Origin of the sequence: Nostoc spongiaeforme FACHB-130 (assembly GCF_014698475.1) — a bacterium.
GTDB lineage: Bacteria > Cyanobacteriota > Cyanobacteriia > Cyanobacteriales > Nostocaceae > Nostoc_B > Nostoc_B spongiaeforme.
Window position 1 is genome coordinate 90,459 of record NZ_JACJTB010000019.1, and the last position, 18,407, is coordinate 108,865.

At 41.2% G+C, this 18,407-nt stretch carries 18 protein-coding genes; 10 read left to right on the top strand and 8 right to left on the bottom strand.

Translation table 11 applies throughout. The features are described 5' to 3' along the window. Window positions 1–5: 5 nt before the first annotated feature. From H6G74_RS15655 to H6G74_RS15665, 3 genes are all read right to left on the bottom strand, one after another. On the bottom strand, window positions 6–683 hold the full coding sequence (locus H6G74_RS15655) for a response regulator (protein WP_190968549.1): 678 nt from the start codon (window positions 681–683) through the stop codon (window positions 6–8). Between the two features lie 71 nt (window positions 684–754). Continuing rightward, window positions 755–1,711 (bottom strand): GTPase Era, encoded by a 957-nt coding sequence (gene era / locus H6G74_RS15660; RefSeq protein WP_190968550.1) that lies wholly within the window; start codon window positions 1,709–1,711, stop codon window positions 755–757. A gap of 485 nt (window positions 1,712–2,196) precedes the next feature. After that, window positions 2,197–3,108 carry a M48 family metallopeptidase gene (locus H6G74_RS15665; protein WP_190968551.1) on the bottom strand — a complete coding sequence of 304 codons (912 nt, stop codon included), beginning with the start codon at window positions 3,106–3,108 and terminating at the stop codon, window positions 2,197–2,199. Between the two features lie 172 nt (window positions 3,109–3,280). Here H6G74_RS15665 and H6G74_RS15670 point away from each other — a divergent pair, with 172 nt between their 5' ends. After that, the gene (locus tag H6G74_RS15670) at window positions 3,281–3,598 is read left to right on the top strand and encodes a type II toxin-antitoxin system TacA family antitoxin (RefSeq protein ID WP_190968552.1); all 318 of its coding nucleotides are present in this window, start codon (window positions 3,281–3,283) and stop codon (window positions 3,596–3,598) included. Then, complete coding sequence (locus H6G74_RS15675) at window positions 3,595–4,107, top strand: GNAT family N-acetyltransferase (protein ID WP_190968553.1); 513 nt, start codon at window positions 3,595–3,597, stop codon at window positions 4,105–4,107. Before H6G74_RS15670 ends, H6G74_RS15675 begins: the two co-directional genes overlap by 4 nt. Before the next feature lie 88 nt (window positions 4,108–4,195). Here the strand turns inward: H6G74_RS15675 and H6G74_RS15680 are convergent, their stop codons facing one another. Beyond that, complete coding sequence (locus tag H6G74_RS15680; protein WP_190968554.1) at window positions 4,196–4,615, bottom strand: DUF2358 domain-containing protein; 420 nt, start codon at window positions 4,613–4,615, stop codon at window positions 4,196–4,198. Window positions 4,616–4,627: 12 nt separating this feature from the next. Further along, window positions 4,628–5,776 (bottom strand): glycoside hydrolase family 10 protein, encoded by a 1,149-nt coding sequence (locus tag H6G74_RS15685; RefSeq protein WP_190968555.1) that lies wholly within the window; start codon window positions 5,774–5,776, stop codon window positions 4,628–4,630. Window positions 5,777–5,940: 164 nt separating this feature from the next. On the opposite strand from H6G74_RS15685, the gene H6G74_RS15690 reads away from it, so the two are divergent. The 5 genes from H6G74_RS15690 to H6G74_RS15710 all read left to right on the top strand — a co-directional run bounded on the left by H6G74_RS15690 (window position 5,941) and on the right by H6G74_RS15710 (window position 9,628). Continuing rightward, window positions 5,941–6,804 (top strand): alpha/beta fold hydrolase, encoded by an 864-nt coding sequence (locus H6G74_RS15690; protein ID WP_190968556.1) that lies wholly within the window; start codon window positions 5,941–5,943, stop codon window positions 6,802–6,804. Between the two features lie 311 nt (window positions 6,805–7,115). Beyond that, window positions 7,116–7,577, top strand: coding sequence for a pentapeptide repeat-containing protein (locus H6G74_RS15695; RefSeq protein WP_190968557.1), 462 nt, complete (start codon window positions 7,116–7,118; stop codon window positions 7,575–7,577). A gap of 652 nt (window positions 7,578–8,229) precedes the next feature. After that, window positions 8,230–8,667, top strand: coding sequence for a CAAD domain-containing protein (locus tag H6G74_RS15700; protein WP_190968558.1), 438 nt, complete (start codon window positions 8,230–8,232; stop codon window positions 8,665–8,667). Between the two features lie 255 nt (window positions 8,668–8,922). After that, window positions 8,923–9,183 (top strand): hypothetical protein, encoded by a 261-nt coding sequence (locus H6G74_RS15705; RefSeq protein WP_190968559.1) that lies wholly within the window; start codon window positions 8,923–8,925, stop codon window positions 9,181–9,183. Further along, window positions 9,176–9,628, top strand: coding sequence for a hypothetical protein (locus H6G74_RS15710; RefSeq protein WP_190968560.1), 453 nt, complete (start codon window positions 9,176–9,178; stop codon window positions 9,626–9,628). Before H6G74_RS15705 ends, H6G74_RS15710 begins: the two co-directional genes overlap by 8 nt. 63 nt (window positions 9,629–9,691) lie before the next feature. Here the strand turns inward: H6G74_RS15710 and H6G74_RS15715 are convergent, their stop codons facing one another. The 3 genes from H6G74_RS15715 to petH all read right to left on the bottom strand — a co-directional run bounded on the left by H6G74_RS15715 (window position 9,692) and on the right by petH (window position 13,900). After that, window positions 9,692–10,777, bottom strand: coding sequence for an S-layer homology domain-containing protein (locus tag H6G74_RS15715; RefSeq protein WP_190968561.1), 1,086 nt, complete (start codon window positions 10,775–10,777; stop codon window positions 9,692–9,694). Between the two features lie 270 nt (window positions 10,778–11,047). Then, window positions 11,048–12,337: a homoserine dehydrogenase gene (locus tag H6G74_RS15720; protein WP_190968562.1), complete on the bottom strand. Its 1,290-nt coding sequence runs from the start codon at window positions 12,335–12,337 to the stop codon at window positions 11,048–11,050. 240 nt (window positions 12,338–12,577) lie between these two features. Further along, window positions 12,578–13,900, bottom strand: a complete 1,323-nt coding sequence (petH, locus tag H6G74_RS15725; protein ID WP_190968563.1) for a ferredoxin--NADP reductase — start codon at window positions 13,898–13,900, stop codon at window positions 12,578–12,580. A gap of 1,024 nt (window positions 13,901–14,924) precedes the next feature. On the opposite strand from petH, the gene H6G74_RS15730 reads away from it, so the two are divergent. The 3 genes from H6G74_RS15730 (at window position 14,925) to scpB (ending at window position 17,705) form a co-directional block, all read left to right on the top strand. Continuing rightward, a complete protein-coding gene (locus H6G74_RS15730; RefSeq protein WP_190968564.1) occupies window positions 14,925–15,929 on the top strand; it encodes a phosphoribulokinase in 1,005 nt (334 codons plus the stop codon). 270 nt (window positions 15,930–16,199) lie between these two features. Beyond that, window positions 16,200–16,883: a 2-C-methyl-D-erythritol 4-phosphate cytidylyltransferase gene (gene ispD, locus H6G74_RS15735; protein WP_190968565.1), complete on the top strand. Its 684-nt coding sequence runs from the start codon at window positions 16,200–16,202 to the stop codon at window positions 16,881–16,883. A gap of 267 nt (window positions 16,884–17,150) precedes the next feature. Next, window positions 17,151–17,705: an SMC-Scp complex subunit ScpB gene (scpB, locus tag H6G74_RS15740; RefSeq protein WP_190968566.1), complete on the top strand. Its 555-nt coding sequence runs from the start codon at window positions 17,151–17,153 to the stop codon at window positions 17,703–17,705. Window positions 17,706–18,407: the final 702 nt, after the last annotated feature.

Consider the following 18,407-nt stretch of genomic DNA (forward strand, 5'->3'; position numbering starts at 1 on the left):
TAGTTTTATACTAAACCCGATCGCAGTGCAACTACAGCAGCTTGAACGCGATCATCAACTGCTAGTTTGTTCATAATTCCACGGACATGGGTTTTAACGGTATTGGGACTCAGGTAAAGTTTTTCAGCAATTTCGGGGTTGCTTAAGCCTTCTACCATCAGTTTTAAAACTTCTAACTCTCTGGTGGAGAGGTTGGCGGTGTTTCCTTGGGTTGCGGGAGGTTTGAGGTTATCAATGACACGTCTGGCGATTTGCGGATCTAAATAAGTCGCGCCATCAACGGCGGCGGCGATCGCCTTTAACAGTCTTTCTACACTCGCACCTTTGATACAATAAGCATCTGCACCACTGGAAAGTGCCGCAATCACTTCTGTTTCGGTGGTGTGGGATGTCAGCATCACTACATGGGTTTCTGGTAACGCCGCTTTAATTTGCTGTGTCGCCGCAATTCCATCCAGGCGCGGTAAACCAATATCCATGACTACCAAATCTGGTTTTAATTTTAAGGCTGCTTGTACCCCTAAATAACCATCTTCTGCTTGTCCAACAATTTCCAACTGGGGTTGCGCCATTAATGATTGTTCTAGTCCTAGTTGCATCATCGGATCATCTTCCACAATCAAAACGCGCAATACAGGTTGATCATTCGGCAGATTGAAGGAGTAGCTAGGATTGGTAGACATTTGTTTATCTAGTCAATGGTCAATGGTCAATAGTCCAATAGCTATTGACTATTGACTATTGACTAACTTCTCTATTCTTCCACGCGATAACCAAACTCTGCCAAATTTAACCGAGACTGTCGCCATTTTGGCTGGACTTTGACGAAAAGTTCCAGGTATACTTTGCCAGAGATGAGTTTTTGGATTTGTTCGCGGGCTGCACTACCAATGGCTTTGAGCATTGAACCACCTTTACCAATTAAAATGCCTTTCTGTGAATCGCGTTCGACGTGGATGGTAGCAAGGACACGGGTAATAGATGGTGTTTCTTCTACTTTATCAATGGCGATCGCCACAGAATGCGGCACTTCTTCACGGGTTAACAGTAAAATCTGTTCCCGAATTAATTCGCCCATAATAAAGCGTTCTGGTTGGTCTGTCACCAAGTCAGGTGGATAGTATAAGGGGCCGGTTTCTAAGTTTTCCGTCAGTAATTCTTGTAGTTCTGGCAATCCTGCACCAGTCTTGGCGGAAAATTTTGCTAACGGCCATTGGTTAGCATCACCTAGTTGTTGGTAACTTTCATCGATAAACTGGGAATCCGCCGATTGCTGGTCAATTTTGTTTAGTCCCAAAATTACGGGGGTGTGACTGTGAGTTAATAACTCCGCAATGTAGCGATCGCCAGCACCACAAGCAGCTGTACTATCAACTACGAACAGCACCACATCTACTGATTCAATGGCAATTTTAGCATTCTGTACCAACACTTCCCCCAACTGATGATGGGGTTTATGAATTCCCGGTGTATCGACGAAAATTAATTGTGCTGCTTCTGTGGTCAAAATTCCTCGCAAACGATTCCGCGTAGTTTGGGCTACTGGTGAGGTTATTGCAATTTTTTGACCAACTAATTGATTCATTAGAGTAGATTTACCGACATTTGGACGACCAATAATGCCGATAAACCCCGATTTATATTCAGGAGGAGCTTGAGGAATTAATACTTCTCCTGAAAAAGAGAAGACGTGATTTTCAATACTAGTCACCTTTTACTCCACCTTCATATTTTATAGATGAGATAAGTTAGTTCTGGGTTCAAACGCACAACAAACATATGTTCACCCTGGAATTTTCGGTGTTTGCCATTGTTTCAGTTTAATCTACTACTAGAGATATTCGACTGGAAATATCTCAAAAATAGATATTAAATCCAACCAACATTATGTTATCTCTCTTCCATAAAGTTGTTTTATCTGAAAGAGAGCCAGTCATTTTGATGACAATATTCTTGGATTTTGGCTGGATAATACCACCAAATTATGATGTAATTGCTATGGCTAAGAAATAATTTCTCGCTTAAACTCGCCTAATTTCACAATCTGATTAACAATTAATTTACTCTATTTAGTATAGATATTCAGAGCTATATGCAACCGAGATTTGTCATCAAAACTAGGAATTTCATGAGCCTGCCTGCAACTGTCTAAAGTTAGCATGTAACAAGCGATCGCACAACTTGAGAGATGATCATCTACCAAGAAGACATAAACTGCCAATCTTCAGCATCTTTCTCTGTATCTGTATTATCTTCTGAATCGGCTGGTTGGTCTACATTTTTTGATTGTAGCAACTTTTCATATTCTCCCGAATCAACCCATTTTAACAATTCTGAAGCTCGCATCACCGACCAGGGAAATTTGTACTCCATAAAGCTGAATATCTTAGTAACTTGATCCAAGTTATCCAGACTAATGAGTGAAAATTCCCGTGCTTGTGCTTGAAACTCAGCAATGGTATCTGCATTTATATATTCCGATGGCAAACCAGCCAACTTCATCAGTGCAGTTATGGCGATATTAATATCTTGACACGCCAATAAACCCGCGCGATCGCATGTGAATTTTGACATCAAAATCCAATTACATAAAGTGACTTCTATCCCCCCAGCCGCTAAACTTCCCAAACCAAAAGTTGTACTGTTAATAATATTTTTTAACAGTGGCATTACATTTGCCATTTGTTGATAAGCAATATATTTACCCTTAATGCGTGCAATTTCACATCCAAATGCAAATAGCAATTCAGCATGTGTATACCATTCCATTGCTTCTAAATTTGCACTCACCATTGGCTTTTCTACACCAACAGCATTGGTTTGAATATGTCCCGTACCACGAAATAAATAAAGTTCCGGCTGGGGAGTCAAATCAAGAATTTGACAGCTTTCTGTAAACGCATCATATAATTTAGGAAAATTTTGTGGTGTCACGCGAAACTCACCACCGATAATTTGCATTCTCAGTAAACGGTCAATGCCATATTCATTTACCTTCTTCAAGACTAAAGGTAAACCAGGCATTTTATTTAAAGCTGCCAAAGCTTTTTGATCAAAGGGATGTTGAAATCTGACTATATTCAGACCAGTCAATATTTTTTTTGTCATGATATTGTTGTTTAGCTGATAGAAAAGATAAATCTCGGAAATACACAATACATAATAGAGATTATCTATTGTGTATTGTTTTGCTATCAATATTTCTTGACCCACTCAATTTTGATCTGTACGGCTTGAGAACGTACCATAGAAGATAGAGAGTAAAAAAGAGCCACTCCTGATGTCCAACAAACAAAACCCTGGTAAAACAGAAGACAGACGTAGCAAATCTGAACGCTTGGAAGCACGCCTCACCCGTGAACAGAAAGAATTGTTGCAGTGGGCAGCAGACCTAGAAGGCCGAACAGTCACTGATTTCGTGGTCAGTCACGCCCAGGAGGCCGCAATCAAAACAATTGAGGAACATACCCTCATCAAACTCAGCCGGGAAGACAGCATCGCTTTTATTGATTCTCTCCTCAATCCGCCTGCTCTACAACCCGATGCTCCATTAACACGGGCAATCAGCCGTTATAAAGAAAGTATGAGGCTGCCGTGAGTCTCCCTGCTTTTGCTCATACCATTGAGTTGCTCAACACCGGACACAATCGAGTAGATTTCCGGTGTGGAATTGAAGCTCTTGACCGTTATCTGCGAGAACAGGCTGGTCAGGATTTGCGCCGCTATGTAGCAACGCCATTTGTACTGTGTGATATTGACGCAAATATGATAGCTGGCTATTACACGCTGGCGGCTACGTCGATTCAGGTGGAAGATTTACCAGAAACACTACGTGCGAAGCTACCAAGGTATCCGCTTGTTCCAGCTACATTACTGGGGCGGCTGGCAATCGATGAACGCTACCAAGGACAAGGACTGGGTGCATTTCTACTAGTCGATGCGTTACGGCGCAGCCTGATGAGTGAGATTGCCGCAATGGCGGTGGTAGTCGATGCTAAAGATGGGCAGGCGCAAGCTTTTTATGAACATCATGGATTCACAGTGTTTCCTGGTCAGTTCCGACGGTTGTATCTGCCGATGACGCTAATTGCCAGACAGTTCAGTTAAAATTGCTTTTTCACACCTACTTTTCTTCGGCTGGTTTGTGTCCTTAAGTTCATGTTTAACAAAGGTGAAATTTATCAAACTTAAAGTTTTATCCTCTTTGAATAAATTGCTTTAAAATTTCTCCTGGCTTTCTATCCCAAGTATCAATATGTTCATAAATTAAATGTTCTGAATTGAACTTGTAAGTTGAATAACCATTAAAAAATATCTTAGCTTGCCAAGGCACACGCAAAACACCACGTACTGTCCATTTCGCTAAAATTGTGTCTTCTGCTGATTGATAAACTTCATGTAAATCAAAAGCGATTTGAGTAAAAAATAATTGGGCGTGAAATCGCAATGTCCAAAAAATAATGCGATAGTTGAATTTATATTTAAATTTATTTACTGGGTCTTTAAAATAAATGTCCTGTGTATAAATGTCATAGGTAATATCTTGCTCAAAAAGGGTAGGTAAATCTTGTTTAAGAGTTTGAATTACCTGTTCTATCTGTAATTTATCTGCCACGCGCTTTATCCTTTAAAAAAGATTTTTTAAGAATCTCTTGATTCTCTGCCAGAATGACAAAGAATTGCTGTTGCTGGGCTGTTGTAAATCAGCCAAAGTCGGAAACACCGCAGGTTGGGAGTAGGGGCCATTTCGCAAAACTTGAGCAAGAGCATTGTTATTTTCGCGCAAACCTTCGTAAAAAAAGCAGACTTCCCCAGAAATTCCGAGTCGGCGGTTGTAAGCGATCGCCTGCACAATATATTCTGGGCTGATGGAGTAATTACCAAGCTTGATCAAAATTCCCGGTGCTAATTTGGGGAGAGTTGCATCACTAAACTGACAACTTGCTAGTCGGTTAGCGATCGCTTTATAACTATTAAAATCGTGGCGATATATCTGCGGGTGAATGATATCCACTATGCCCAACTTCAACCATGTGGCTGAGTCTTGGAGATATTCACGCAATCCCCAATCATAAATATTAGGTGCCATCGACACCAGCAAGTTAGAATTAATGCTTTTGATTTCGCCATATAAACGTGCCAAAAAATCGGTCAAAATATCAGCACGCCACTGCAACCATTGTTGATCTTGGTGGTTACTAGGTGGACGACGGCCAAATTGCTGCTGATAACGGGCAACTGTTAAAGCATCATACCCTCCTTCTGATGGTAAAGCCGGAAAGCGATCGTCGCCTTGAATCCCGTCCACATCATAATTTTTCACCACTTCCAAAACCAAATTCAACAGAAAATCTTGCACCTGGGGATGAAAAGCATTCATCCACTCAAAGCCATTTTTCTGCAACAAATTACCTTGACTGTCACGCGCCGCCCATTCTGGCTTTTTTTGTAACAGCATTCCACCATTCAAGTTGTAAGAACTCGCAAACCCATATTCAAACCAAGGGATAACTTTTAACCCCACTCGTCGCGCCTCAGTTATTACCTCCGCTAACGGGTCACGACCAACCGACATTGGGTCAATTTCTACCCCAAAAGTCTGCTGCATAGTTTGGCTGGGGTACATAGTCACGCCCTTATTCCAAACCACAGGGAATACAACATTAAATCCTGTCTCCGCTAACAAGTCCATCGCTGCTGCAATGCGTTGTTGTGACCGGAAAACTTTACTATCGGTAGTTGTCAGCCAGACACCGCGAATTTCTTTTGGGTTCATAGGTTTTAGGAAGGGTCTGAACTATAAATTTCACACTTCAGACTTTTATTAGAATTTTCTGACATTACTACCACCCCAAACACTGCCCTTTAACAGATGTTAGGGATAGTAATCTGATACATAATTCCACAATAGCGAGATTACTTATTTAATAAATACAACAAATGTCTGACCTTGAAAATGCTTGGGAACATAAATATATAACTACCAATGGTGTGAAATTACACTATGTCACCCAAGGAACAGGCACTTTAATGTTAATGCTACATGGGTTTCCCGAATTTTGGTATTCTTGGCGGCATCAAATACCAGAATTTGCGGAAAACTTTCAAGTGGTGGCTTTAGATTTGCGTGGCTATAACGATAGTGAGAAACCCAAAGTGCAATCAGCTTATATTATGGATGAATTTATCAAAGATGTTGCGGGTGTAATTAAAGGTTTAGGTCACGAAAAATGCGTTTTAGTTGGGCATGATTGGGGTGGTGTGATCGCTTGGTGTTTTGCTGATGCTCACCCAGAAATGTTAGAGAAATTAATTATACTTAACTTACCACACCCAGCCAAATTTTCTCAGGGATTATCAACTCCCCAACAGTTACTACGTAGCTGGTATATGTTCTTATTTCAACTGCCGATCATGCCAGAATTTCTACTGCAAGCTTTTGATTATCAATCCATTGCTCAGATTATTCAAGGCACAGCAACTAATAAAAATGCTTTTACTGCATCTGACCTAGCCGCTTATAAAAATGCTGCGGCAAAACCTGGTGCTTTAACAGCAATGCTCAACTACTATCGCAATGTATTTTCTCACTTTTTACCCAACAAAAATTGGGGAATTTTAAATGTCCCCACACTGATGATTTGGGGTGAAAATGATACCGTCCTTGGGAAAGAGCTTACTTATGGAACCGATGCCTATGTCAGCAACTTGCAAATTCAGTATATTCCTCATTGTGGGCATTGGGTACAACAAGAAGAACCGCAGTTAGTGAATCGATATATGCGTGAATTTACGGTACTTTAATATACAAAAAAGTAGAATTACTGAGTGCCAATTAATAATAGAAAAATTCCGGTTAACAACCAATGACAAATCAAAATAAATACTTGTATTTCTTAAAAAGATTTAACAAGATAAAGATTGGTGATTTTAGATAAAATTTGTGAGCGATCGCCAGCCCAAAACCCGCATCAATACTATTGTTGTACGGTTGAACAAACTATTAAACATCACCTTGATTTTGTGAGTTAAATCAACATTGTCCACAAATTTAGTGAGATAATAGAATCGTGAGGAAAAGAACGGTTACAACTTCAATACAAAGGGGAAAGATTATGAAATTCAAGCTAATTGCCGCTATAGCCTTAGCAACCACTCCCCTCATTTTTGCCACCTCTGTGAAAGCAGGGAATTCGCAAGACTTACAAAGGCTTTTATCTACTGGGGAATGTCAGAGGTGTAATCTAGCTGGAGTTAACCTCAGTGGCGCTCATTTAATTGGTGCAGATTTACGTGGTGCCAACCTTTCTAAAGCTAACCTTGTAGGCGCAAACCTCGAAGGTGCAGACCTCACCAACGCAAATTTGAAAGGAGCTAACCTCTCTTCAACTTTTGTCACCAACGTTAACTTTAAAAAAGCTAATCTTGATGGCGTGAATTTTACCCGCGCTCAAATTCATGACTCCAACGTCTACGGCGCATCAATGGAAAATCTGAATATAACCGATGCAGATATTTTCAACACAGGCATCGGTGTTGGTGGTGAAGAAGGCGCACAAATGCCAGATTGGGACTAAATGAAACTTAAGTAGACTCGTTTCCCATAACTGTGGAAATTGGGTGTAGGGGTGGAAGGGTATGGGGCTTCGCCGTGAGCGTTAGCCTGACGGTGTAAGGGTTTTGAAGACATACACCCCTGTACCCCTACACCCTTACACCCATTCTCATCAGACAACTTTTGGATGTCAGCCCTGATTTATCAAACCCAGATACGTGAATACAGAAGAACTTTTATTAAGTATTCATATCAATGACCAATGGATTCATTGACGAATCTGGCTGAAGATAGCTTTAATATTCAGTTAAAATCGGCGATTAACCTTGTATAAATGAGAGGTGATCTGATTTTTGCATGAATTGTACTTGCATGAGTACGATTATCAGCAACTGATACGGCATAGGATAATCTCATCCTAAAGGTTGCCGTTGATTGACAAACACAAAACTCAGATAGATGTAGTAACACAGCCTACCATTTTTGGCTTCTGTCCTTCTAGTGACTGTCTACCTTGGAGTTGATGCAGTAGAGGTTAGAGGCATTTATGGTTATAGGGAATACAATGTGTTACCCATCCAAGTCTGATCAACTTGTGCCTTGTCTAATCACAGCCTTTTGGTTGTAATTGTCCGGATTAAAAAAACCCAACTGTCAAATTTATGGAAATTAAGATGCAAGAACCGGAATTCGCAGAAACAAAATCCACAGAAGCAGCAGTGGCAGATATCAACAGCCAAACAGGTACCATTACTAAACTCCAGCCTCCTGCTCAACCTCAAGAGGAATGGGTGAAATACGGCGAACAAATTTCTAGCTTTTTAGCATCACTGCCTGAGTACTTAGGTAGCTTGTTCAGCAAATATAAGCAACCCTTAGTTGTTGTTGGCGCAATTGTGACAGCACTTGTCGCAGTTAAGGTACTTTTGGCAATATTAGATTCTTTGAATGATATTCCTTTAGTAGCACCTACCTTTGAGTTGATTGGGATTGGTTACTCTGCTTGGTTTATTTACCGCTATTTACTCAAAGCTTCAACCAGAAAAGAGCTAACTAACGAAATTACAACTCTTAAATCACAAGTTGTTGGTAAAAACGCTCCTGGCACATAATAACTGATTTGAGTGGCATATTAAACTAAAGGCGTTTGAGTGGCGTAAATCGTCACTCAAACTCTCTCAAAATCCAGAATGGCTTAACAGCCAGTGTTACATACCCTGAAAATCCAGAATGGATCAATACTTAGAATAGCTACATCGTACTTAGACAATTAGCATAAAAATCTACCCTTCAAAGCTTTTCAAAAACTTTATCAGCCTGGGAGTTAGAATAAATATCAGGGAGAAAAACCATAATTATGAAATGAAATGGCTGAAGAAAAAGCTAAAACTCCTAAAAACTCAGCTTCTATAGCCAAAAAGCACTGGAGAGACATCCTGGGAGATGCAAAGGATATAGCAAGTGCTGTTGCTGTTGGCGCACTGGTCACATCAAGTATTGGGTTATCTGGCCCTGTTGCTGCGGCAGCTATTTTGGTGGCAACTACAATTTTGAAAGTGGGGCTAGATACACTTGAGGAGGAAGAGCAAGTAGACAAGGATGCTCAAGAGGAGCAACAGGATGATTAGTGTTGCTAGTGTTTTTACTGTCTACTTAATTCAGCTATCTTCTACCTGCCAGCAATGCGCTGAAACTGCCTCAAACTTCAATCACGACCAACTTCGAGTAATTGCTGTACTTTTGTTATTGTTAATACACTGCATGATTCGTGGTATACGTGACCAAGCATTTCCCTCAGCTCGTGCAGCGTTAGATATTTCCTTATTTTGGGCTGGAAATGTTTTGACACTTAGTTTAGTATATCGAGCCTTGACAACAGAATTACTCTTCAGATTGGTAGACCTTGATGGAGTCGTCACTATGGGTATAGGAGCAATTATGACGCTCATTGCTGGTTTCAACAATGATGATATTTTGGCAGACTTTGTTATGGTATTCCAAGGAATCAAATCAAGTATGACTGCTGGATTTCAAAAAGGAAGAGAAATAATTAAGAGGCTATTGAGAATATAACAGTACTTCCACAACAAAAGATCATGTTGTCGAAATTGTGAGCAATGTCAGGGTTTTGAAAAGTTACTGATTTATTTGACTTTGAGACAGTGAAGTTTGTTCAGGTAAGCGCACAATATTCTCAGAAGAAATTTTATCTAGTCTTCCCAGTTTAACTAAAGCTTGATGTACCATTGCTGCTACTTCTGCCCTGGTGGCTGCTTGATTGGGAGCCAAGAGTTGAGGATTAGCATCAGTAATTACCAAACCATTAGCTGTGGCAGTCGCTACCTTAGCTACGGCATATTTAGGAATATTTTTGGCATCTTGATAAATACTTAGCATCTGTGAGGGTTTGGCTGGTTGTTTGAGATTTAACCCACTCACCAGTGCCACTAAAACTTGTACACGGGTAATTTTTTGGTTGGGTTTAAAAGTTTTGTCGGGAAACCCTTTTAAAAAACCTGTACCCACAGCGCGATCGATGGCTGGTGTTGCCCAATATTTACCTGAGACATCTTTAAAAGGTACAGAATTTTTACTCAGTTCCGTATCAAAAGCTTTCTGGAGAATGGCTGCAAATTCCGCCCGATTCACAGGCTGATTTGGTCTAAACGTGTAATCTGGGAAGCCTTTAATAATCCCACGCGCCGAAAGCGCATTAATAAATCGAGTTGCCCAAAAATTCCTCGGCACATCATTAAAGGCAATGGGTGGTGGAATAATTGATTTTTGTTCTGCAGGGGTAACTAAGGGTAAGGGCGATGATGTAACTGATGACTCTGGATTTTTAGACGTAGAAAAAGGTACGGTTTTTGATGCTGAATTAAGTGGAATTACTTGGAATGGTGGCAGGATTTGAGGGGAATTTGGGCTGGGTTCGGGAACTACTTCTTTGGGAGGTAGGGGTGCAGCTTCAACTTGAGGATTAGTGCTTGGCTGCACCTGGGAAGCTGGAGTGGTAATTGTGGGAGTTGGTTGCGTTTGGATTGTGGAAGTTGGTGTTGGCGACAACACTATATTGTAGTTCCAGCCAGCATCTCGGCGAGAAAATGACCACAAGAGAATCCCCCCGATCGCACCGAAGGCAACTAAAATGGCAATAAATTCATCAAAGCCAAGGGCTGTTTTTTCAGATGACTTGGGGTCGGAAGGAGGTAAGTTGGTCATCGTATTTTCCCTGAAATTGCAAAGTTCCCACTCAAAAATCAAGAAGACTGGGCGACGGAAGCCGCAGCTATAGCAGAAGGCAGGAGGCAGGAGGAAAAGTCTTACTATTCCTGGCATTCAAGCTTTGAAATTGTCCTAACATCTCTGACTACCGCTATATCTAAACAAAACCCGGACTTTGACTTCGCTCAGTGAACACCTGCACGGGTTTACAGCTTAATTGTCAGACATTACTTAAAACATTTATTTCACCTTTCACCCTTCATCCTTCTAAAGCACTCGCAAAATGCTGGGAATGCTATCAATCGCCTCCAGACTGCGAATTTCTTCTAAAGCTTGGCGGAAATTACCTTCCTGCACATCGTGGGTAACAACCACAATTTCTGCTAACGCTCCTTGGAAACCAGTTTGCACCACAGACTCTAAACTTACACCATGATTGCCAAAGCAAGTACCTAGTTTACCAATTACACCAGGGTGGTCTTTGGTGAGGAAACGGGCGTAAAATCGGGTAACTAATTCCGAGATGGGGGTAACTTGGCAGTAATCTTCATGTCTACAAGTTAGCAGAGGATTTGGTGCGGCTGTGTTACTCTTGAGGGCTGCTGTCAAACTTAAAATATCGGAGGTGACAGCACTGGCTGTTGCACCTGCACCCGCACCAGGTCCAAAAAACATCACTTGACCGATGGGTTCGCCTTCTACAAGAATGGCGTTATACACACCGTTAACACTTGCCAAGGGGTGAGATTTAGGTACAAAGGTGGGATGTACTCTCACAGACAACTGGGAGTGGTCATTATTTTGGTATTGAGCGATCGCTAATAATTTAATCACAAAGCCCAATTTTTCAGCATAGGTAATATCTGTCTTGCTAACTTGACGGATACCCTCACAATAAACATCTTGTAAATGAATGCGTCCACCAAAACCCAAGGATGCCAAAATCGCAATTTTATCGGCTGCATCTAAGCCATCTACATCGGCTGTCGGGTCGGCTTCAGCATAGCCCAAGCGTTGAGCATCAGCTAACACATCTCCAAAGTCACTGCCTTCAGTTTGCATCCGGGTGAGGATATAGTTAGTCGTACCGTTAACGATACCAATAACAGTGTTAATCCGGTTAACACTTAAAGCTTGTTTCAGGGGTTGAATCACGGGAATTCCCCCACCAACAGCCGCTTCTAACATCACATAAACTCCGGCTTCATTGGCGGCGTTGAAAATTTCTGCCCCAAATCGTGAGATTGCCGCTTTGTTAGCTGTGACAACGTGCTTACCATTTTTGATTGCTTGGAGAAGCAGCGATCGCGCCGGTTCCAATCCCCCCATTACCTCAACTACAATATCCACAGCCGGATCATTGACAATCTCGGCTAAATCTGTAGTGATGACTGACTGTGGTAATTCTACCGCACGGGGTTTATCAGGCGATCGGACACCCACCCGATAAATTTCGATTTCTCCCAACAACGGATGACGGCCAACAGCATCTTGTAGTAGTTGCACCGTACCTGTACCTACAGTACCTAATCCCAATATTCCTAGCTTTACACCCACAAGCTTTTCACCCAATATATTTAGTGCTGAGTCACCGAAGTTTGCTCAACGGGGGGAACCCCCGCACGCAACTTCTCGCTGAGTGCTGAGTGCTGAGTGGTTAATAATATAACCTCCAGGACTCTTATCTCAGCAAGTATATATACAAAACAATTGTAGGGTGAGCATCGCCCACCCTACAGATTATCCTGCTTCAGTTATATTTTGTCAGTTGTCTTAATCTATTGACTAATAACCAACTTAGTAAGTTTCTACGTGCCAACGACCAGCTTTCTTGATTTCTTTTTGGTAATCACTCCAGGTTACGCCTTCTTTTGCAGCCGCAGCAGTTAAAGCTGCATCAATGCCATCTTCCATACCGCGTAAACCGCAGATGTATGTGTGGGTTTTCTCATTTTTAATCAATTGCCACAGTTCATCAGCGTGTTCTGCTACGCGGTCTTGAATGTACATTCTACCGCCTTGAGCATTCTTTTGTTCGCGGCTGATAGCATAAGTCAAGCGGAAGTTATCAGGATACTTCTGCTGCATTTCTTCCAATTCTTCTTTATATAGAATATTGGGAGTTGTGGGAACACCAAAGATTAACCAAGAGAATCCTTTAAATTGGTACTCTGGGTTAGCTGCTCTTTCTGCATCCTTAAACATCCGCCACAGATAAGCACGCATAGGCGCAATACCTGTACCAGTTGCCATCATAATGACATTGGCTTCGGGGTCATCGGGTAATAACATTTCTTTACCCACTGGCCCGGTGATTTTTACATCTTCCCCTGGTTTGAGAAAACACAGGTGTGTAGAGCAAACACCATAAACTGTTTCACCCGTTTCTGGATGCTTATATTCCAACTGGCGGACACACAACGAAACTGTCTTGTCATCTACATCATCGCCATGACGAGTAGAAGCAATAGAATATAATCTGAGTTTTTCTGGCTTGCCATTCTTGTCTACACCAGGCGGAATAATTCCAATACTTTGACCTTCGATGTATTTCAAATCGCTGCCAGAAAGGTCAAATTTAATGTGCTGAACAATACCAATCCCGCCTTCTCCAACTAACGGCTCATTAGATATACACTTACCGATAAATGGAGCATTAGGACGATAAGTGTTTACAGGAACGTCAGCGTGGGCTTTTTTGGCTTTCGCTTGAGTCATGGTGTTGCCTTGGTTAACTTTATTCTTGGGCTGTTCTTCAGCTGGTGGTTTAGCGAAGCCTTTGGCTTCACTTTTCGCTTTCACAGGTGTGGCTTGACCATTCCCCTCACTGTTAGCAGTCTCTACAGGTGCAGCATTCACAACTGCGGCTTTCCCATTAAGTTGCTCTAGAACACTTGCAGGTTGAATGCTAACAATTCTGCCGCCTAGGCGAGTGATACGTCGCATTTCTTGATTCATGCGGTTGTAAGGCACTCTGATGAACACACTGCCACTTTTACGAATTGGGTAGTTCGTTTGATCAGTTTCTTCGTTCTGACGCAGACCCACCACTTCGTAAACGAAGATGCGGCTACCTGATTCTATGTTGGCAGCACCCTCAACAGCACCTTGATTGTACATTCGTTCTATCACTCCGATATTTACTTAACCGTTTTTCAAAAAAACTATTCCCATCACTTAGCCAGATTTTAGTTTATCGGATTTTGGGATACCAAAACTAGCACATTGGGAAAGAGGCATCAAAAAATGATACCTTGCTAAGTACACTCGCTCCAGACAAGTAGGTATTGGAATAAACACACCTGTTCATCCCCTAAAATAGAGGATAAGTCGCTGACAGAATGTTAACCATGAATCAATTTAATCTTTTTTTCGTGAATTATCTTTGAGAAAAATCCCTGCCGGCAATCTCAATAAACTAGCTGCAAACACTTTTGAGCAGCTACAAATAATGCTTGATAGAGGCTAATTCTGCCCGGCAGCCCTGGATATTTTGTAGCTGATTTCTTTATGTTTTTTTCAACAGCACTGCTGAAAAATAAAGATAATATAAACTATAACAATCAATTTTCCTGAATGTGAAACTTAGATCAACCTAAATCCGTTGGAGTTTAGGTTTATATTTATACTTTAAATATTTACTCAAGATTACTGTTCAGTAAATTAGGCTGACTACTAAATATCTCTTCATTCTTTAGGTAGATTTTCAAGGTGAATGTTACAAGTCGAGGGTTAACACCAGTGAAGCAACTGCAACTCTCCTAAATGGGCTTTAATCGTAAAATTATACTCACTTCTACTGGGAAGATAGGTATCTCATAGGGAAGATGGGTGAAGAACAAAATTTGTGCTAAATCATTAATCTGACAGTAGCAGCACAAGATTCTTCCTGATATCAAATCTTGTATAGGATTACCCATTCTGTTAAAATTAAGTATACCACTAGGATTAAATACTTACTAGCTGCAAAATAAGGCAATCTCAGACGAGTAACAGCCGCTAATTTGGTTGTACACCCGTCTGATAATCGTTATGTGGCTAAGTAGCAAGAACACAGGAAAAACCAATGGGGTAGACTCCTGGCTTCAAAAATCTGCTGTGTGAAAAATTATTGATTGACACATTTAGTATTTAGAGGAGATTTATGACAAGTAAGCCGGAACGCGTGGTACTAATTGGAGTAGCCGGAGACTCCGGGTGCGGCAAATCTACTTTTTTGCGTCGTTTAATAGACTTGTTTGGCGAAGAGTTTATGACAGTTATCTGTTTGGATGACTATCATTGCTTAGATCGCAAACAGCGCAAAGAAACTGGGATAACTGCACTTGACCCCAGGGCAAACAATTTTGACTTGATGTATGAGCAAATTAAAGCTCTCAAAGAAGGTCAAACCATTAATAAGCCGATTTATAACCACGAAACCGGCATGATTGATCCCCCAGAAATAGTAGAACCAAATCACATTATTGTGGTTGAAGGTCTACATCCTTTGTATGATGAACGGGTGCGATCGCTCCTTGATTTCAGTGTTTATTTTGATATCAGCGATGAAGTTAAAATTGCTTGGAAGATTCAACGCGATATGGCAGAAAGAGGCCATCGCTACGAAGATGTTTTAGCTGCTATCAACTCTCGTAAACCTGACTTTACAAAATATATCGAACCCCAAAGAGAATTCGCTGACGTAGTTCTCCAAGTACTGCCCACAAACCTCATCAAAAACGACACCGAACGCAAAGTTTTGCGAGTACGGATGTTGCAACGCGAAGGTAAAGAAGGATTCACTCCTGTTTACTTATTTGATGAAGGTTCCACCATTAACTGGACTCCTTGCGGACGCAAGCTTACCTGTTCCTATCCAGGTATGCAACTGTACTATGGTTCCGATGTTTACTATGGCCGCTATGTCTCAGTACTCGAAGTAGATGGTCAATTTGACAACCTAGAAGAAGTCATCTACATCGAAAACCACCTCAGCAACACATCCACCAAGTACGAAGGTGAAATGACTCACTTGTTACTCCAACACCGTGAGTATCCTGGTTCTAACAATGGAACTGGTTTGTTCCAAGTGCTGACAGGTCTAAAAATGCGTGCCACCTACGAACGTTTAACATCAAAGGAAGCAAAACTAGCAGTTCAAGTCTAAACAAAACAGCAGTGTTTGTGTCAAATTTTTTGGGGGTGCTTCCGGGGGCATCCCCTTTTTATTTTTGTAGTGATGGGAGTGGTGAGTAGGGAGTAGTACAAAAAAGCAAAAGTAAAAGGTCAAAAGGAAAAAGAAAAAATATTGATACTACAAGCTTTTTAGCAATTCCTTATGATCGGTTTATTTACGCTGAACTGTACTATGACTAGGTTCAAAATGCCTCTATAAATCTCTAATCTCTAACCTTTAGTTTTGTCATCGAGGACGCTTGTGTATTTATTAATTCCTGCTGCTGGTGTCGGCAAAAGAATGGGTAGTAACCGCAATAAACTTTTTCTTGAGGTACAGTCAAAACCGATTATTGCTTGGACTTTGTTAGCGGCGGAAGCAGCAAGTTCTATTAGTTGGATAGGAATTATTTCTCAACCTAGTGACTGGCCTGACTTTAAAAATATCATTGCTGATTTATCACTGGCTAAACCTGTGGAATTTATTATTGGTGGTAGTACTCGGCAAGAATCGGTTTACAACGGCTTGCAAGCGTTACCACCAGAGGCAGAACAAGTGCTGATTCATGATGGCGCTAGATGTTTGGCTACACCAAATTTGCTGAATGCTTGTGCAGCAGCAATTCGCCATTGTGCTGGGTTAATTGCGGCTATACCAGTGAAAGACACGATTAAAATTGTTGATGAAACTGGCATAATTCAAAGTACGCCTGACCGACAATATTTGTGGGCTGCCCAAACTCCCCAAGGATTTAATGTCCAGTTATTGAAACAGTGCCACGCTGAAGGTATTCGTCAAGGTTGGGAAGTGACTGACGATGCAGCGTTATTTGAAAGGTGTGGCATTGAAGTACGAATTGTTCCAGGTGAGGAGACGAATTTAAAAGTTACTACTCCCCAGGATTTAGCGATCGCTGAATTTATTATCAGTCATCGGGGAGGGTGAGGGAAGAAGGGGGATGAGGGGACAAGGGGGACAAGGGAGACAAGGGAGATTAGGGGGATATTGAGAATTGTTAAGGAGATTTTTGACTTTTGCAACAAAATCAAGTATACTCCCACACACTTGTTAATCGTTAGTTACTAGTCATAAGTTGTCAGTGACCAATGACTAATAATTATTGACTATTGACCCCTTCGGGGTTCGCCAGTCGCTCATAGGGGGAACCCCCAAGACCGCGCTGGCTCACTATTGACCATTGACTAACACCCAATGAAAACAGCCACCGCGACCAAGACAGCGACTAAAATTGAAGCGATTCTCTATTTAAAGGGTAAGCCTTTATCTCTCAGTGAAATAGCCGAATATGCAGCTTGCGATCGCGCCACTGCCCAAGAAGGCATAATTGAACTGATAGATAGTTATGCCCGTAGAGATAGTGCCTTAGAGGTTGTTGAAACCACAGATGGTTATAGCCTGCAACTAAGAACTGACTTTCAAGATTTAGTGCAAACACTGATTCCGGTAGAATTAGGGGTAGGCGCATTGAGGAGTTTAGCTGCGATCGCCCTCAATAGTCCAATTTTGCAAAGCGACTTGATTAACCTCCGGGGTTCAGGTGCGTATCAACATGTTCAAGAATTAGTCGAACTTGGTTTTGTCAAAAAACGCCGAGATAACGAATCCCGTTCTTATTCGCTACAAGTAACACCAAAATTTCACCAGTACTTTCAAATCGAACAACTTCCCCAACCATTTGACACTAAAGAACAGCAACTAGAACTCAATCTAGCTATTGAAGATGAACTAGAAGATACTAGCGACTAGAGGCTATAAAAGAGATTTTTTCAAAGCATAAACATACACAAGCAAATGTAGTAACAATAGGCTTTGCCAATTAAGGTTTTAATCTACTTGACCGGGGAAGAGATAGAGTCTTATTGACAGGTTAATTGACCATGAAACAGCGATCGCTTTGTTTCAAAATTCCTATACTTTGGTCAAATGTGCCGATTGTGTTGCACAAGAGTTAGACAATCTTTTTCAATGTAATTGGATTAAAAGCCTTGCTATGTATGGTTTTATGGAGTCTTTTCGCCCCAGCAGATAATTTAGTCTTATGAAACACAGGATTATTAAAAAACCTTTAATTGGAATTTTAGTCTCTACATTATTGTTGTGGATGAATGCAACCACTGCTTAGTCGCAGTCTATATCTGTAGAGAAAAAGATAGATAGCACAAAAATAGTACCAGGAGCGCCAATCAAATATCAACACTTTGGTAACGAAAAACGGATGAGGCGGATAACAGGAGGTATAAGAGAAAATTGTTTGTTAGGCACAAATAAGAATCCTACTGTATTAGTTCCGGAAAATCATCCTGTACTGACTACTGTTGAACAGCCAAAATTATTTGGTTCTTCCGGTAATTTTATGGAGAATTAGTAGTAAAGTGCCAAGTTAATAAGCTACGTAAGCGGAAATTACTAAAGTTGCGAAAGCCATATCCAAGTCTTTTGATTAACTTG

Excerpts from the sequence above, each read along its gene's own strand:
- H6G74_RS15715 (WP_190968561.1), bottom strand. The coding sequence starts at position 10,777 with ATGACCAACTTACCTCCTTCCGACCCCAAGTCATCTGAAAAAACAGCC.
- H6G74_RS15730 (WP_190968564.1), top strand. The coding sequence starts at position 14,925 with ATGACAAGTAAGCCGGAACGCGTGGTACTAATTGGAGTAGCCGGAGAC.
- scpB (WP_190968566.1), top strand. The coding sequence starts at position 17,151 with ATGAAAACAGCCACCGCGACCAAGACAGCGACTAAAATTGAAGCGATT.
- H6G74_RS15685 (WP_190968555.1), bottom strand. The coding sequence starts at position 5,776 with ATGAACCCAAAAGAAATTCGCGGTGTCTGGCTGACAACTACCGATAGT.
- petH (WP_190968563.1), bottom strand. The coding sequence starts at position 13,900 with ATGTACAATCAAGGTGCTGTTGAGGGTGCTGCCAACATAGAATCAGGT.
- H6G74_RS15695 (WP_190968557.1), top strand. The coding sequence starts at position 7,116 with ATGAAATTCAAGCTAATTGCCGCTATAGCCTTAGCAACCACTCCCCTC.
- H6G74_RS15710 (WP_190968560.1), top strand. The coding sequence starts at position 9,176 with ATGATTAGTGTTGCTAGTGTTTTTACTGTCTACTTAATTCAGCTATCT.
- H6G74_RS15705 (WP_190968559.1), top strand. The coding sequence starts at position 8,923 with ATGGCTGAAGAAAAAGCTAAAACTCCTAAAAACTCAGCTTCTATAGCC.
- H6G74_RS15690 (WP_190968556.1), top strand. The coding sequence starts at position 5,941 with ATGTCTGACCTTGAAAATGCTTGGGAACATAAATATATAACTACCAAT.
- H6G74_RS15700 (WP_190968558.1), top strand. The coding sequence starts at position 8,230 with ATGCAAGAACCGGAATTCGCAGAAACAAAATCCACAGAAGCAGCAGTG.
- H6G74_RS15670 (WP_190968552.1), top strand. The coding sequence starts at position 3,281 with ATGTCCAACAAACAAAACCCTGGTAAAACAGAAGACAGACGTAGCAAA.
- H6G74_RS15655 (WP_190968549.1), bottom strand. The coding sequence starts at position 683 with ATGTCTACCAATCCTAGCTACTCCTTCAATCTGCCGAATGATCAACCT.
- H6G74_RS15665 (WP_190968551.1), bottom strand. The coding sequence starts at position 3,108 with ATGACAAAAAAAATATTGACTGGTCTGAATATAGTCAGATTTCAACAT.